Origin of the sequence: Pseudomonas agronomica (assembly GCF_025917275.1) — a bacterium.
GTDB lineage: Bacteria > Pseudomonadota > Gammaproteobacteria > Pseudomonadales > Pseudomonadaceae > Aquipseudomonas > Aquipseudomonas agronomica.
This window is the reverse complement of sequence record NZ_JAOSHO010000763.1, coordinates 1-1729: the sequence shown is the minus strand read 5'-3', so window position 1 is coordinate 1729 and position 1729 is coordinate 1. Positions and strand designations below refer to the sequence as shown.

The 1729-nt window shown below is 61.9% G+C and carries 1 protein-coding gene; it reads right to left on the bottom strand.

The features are described from left to right. Positions 1 to 91 precede the first annotated feature (91 nt). On the bottom strand, positions 92 to 1660 hold the full coding sequence (locus OC610_RS26930) for a SulP family inorganic anion transporter (RefSeq protein WP_264432335.1): 1569 nt from the start codon (positions 1658 to 1660) through the stop codon (positions 92 to 94). Positions 1661 to 1729: the final 69 nt, after the last annotated feature.

Genomic DNA, 1729 nt, shown 5'->3' with positions numbered 1-1729 from the left:
GGCTGCGATCTTTCCCCAGACAATTGAGTCGCAAGTGAACGATCAAAATCAAAAGATCGCAGCCTTCGGCAGCTCCTACAGGGAAAACAATTCAGCCTTCAAACCGGATCGGGCATTTGTCCGATCCCTCCAACTTCAACAACTCCTCCACCACCTGCGGCCTTGCCCCACGCAAGGTCAGGCTGCGCCCCTGGCCGCGCAACCGCCGGGCTTCCTGATGGAGCATTTCCACGCCGGAATAATCGATGAAGTTGATCTGCTGGGCATCGATCACCACCCGCTGCGCCTGCAGACGTTGCAAACGCACCTGCAAATAATGACTGGCACCGAAAAAGATCGAGCCACCCACCCTCAAAACGTCCGCCTCGCCTTCGCGACTATGGTGCACGCGAGGCTGTGAGGTGCGCTTGAGGTAGAAAAACAGCGAGGCCAGCACGCCGGCGTAGATCGCGGTTTGCAGTTCCAGCAGCAGCGTTGCCAGGCAGGTCAGCCCCATGACCAGGAATTCGGAGCGACTCACCCGGTACAACGCCCGGATGCCCCGATGATCCACCAGGCCCCAGGCAATCAGCAGGATGCTACCGGCCATGGCGGGAATCGGAATGTGCGCAATCAGTTTCGCGCCGGCCACGGCAAACAGTGCCACCCACAGCGCCGAGAAGACCCCGGCCAGCGGCGAGCCAGCGCCCGCCTCATAACTGAGGCCGGAACGGGTGAAGGAACCGGCTGACAATGACCCGGCGAAAAATCCTCCAACTATATTGGAAAGGCCCTGCGCCCTGACTTCCTGGTTCGCATCGAGCAATTGCCCCGAGCGGACCGACAACGAGCGAGCGATGGACAGGCTGGTCACCAGTCCGAGCATGCCCACCGCCACGGCACCGGGCAGCAAACGCAAGATCAGCTCCGGGTCCAGTGGTAACGGCGTGAACGGCGGCAAGCGCCCGGTAAAGGCGCTGACCAGCGCCACATGCCCGAACATCGCCGGCCAGGCCCAGACCACCAGACTGCTGATGACCAACGTTATCAACAGGCTCGGCCAGCGCGGCAACAAGCGTTTGAGCGTTATGCCCACCGCCAGCGTCCCCAAGCCCAGCAGCAATGAAGGTTTATCCACAGCCCCGATGTGGCTGAACAACATGAGCAGGCTCTTCAACGCCGTGGCTTCGTTTGGCAGGTCCAGGCCCAGCAGATTCGGCAGTTGTCCCAAGGCAATGACCACCGCCGCGCCCAGGGTGAAACCCAGCACCACCGAGTGCGAGACAAAATTGACCAGCGCCCCGAACCGCAGCAACCCGAGCAGCCACTGGAAAATACCCGCCAATACCGTCAGCAACAGGATCAGCGTGATGTAGTCCTGGGACGCAGGCACGGCCAGGGGACTGACTGTGGCGTATAGGACGATGGAGATCGCCGCCGTAGGACCGCAGATCAAATGCCACGACGAACCCCACAGGCAGGCGATCAGCACTGGCACGATCGCCGCGTACAACCCATATTCCGGCGGCAATCCGGCGATCAGGGCGTAGGCGATGGACTGCGGCAGCGCCAGGATCGCGCCGCTGAGGCCGACCACCAGGTCGCGACCGACAGTGGCGCGCGTCTGCCGTGGGAGCCAGCTCAAGAAGGGAAAGAGTGAATGGCGCGTGGGGATTGCCATGGGGCCTCAAGGGTGGAGTTTGGCGCAAGAGTATCAGGTGAACCCACGTGGCGAGGGAGCTTGCTCCCG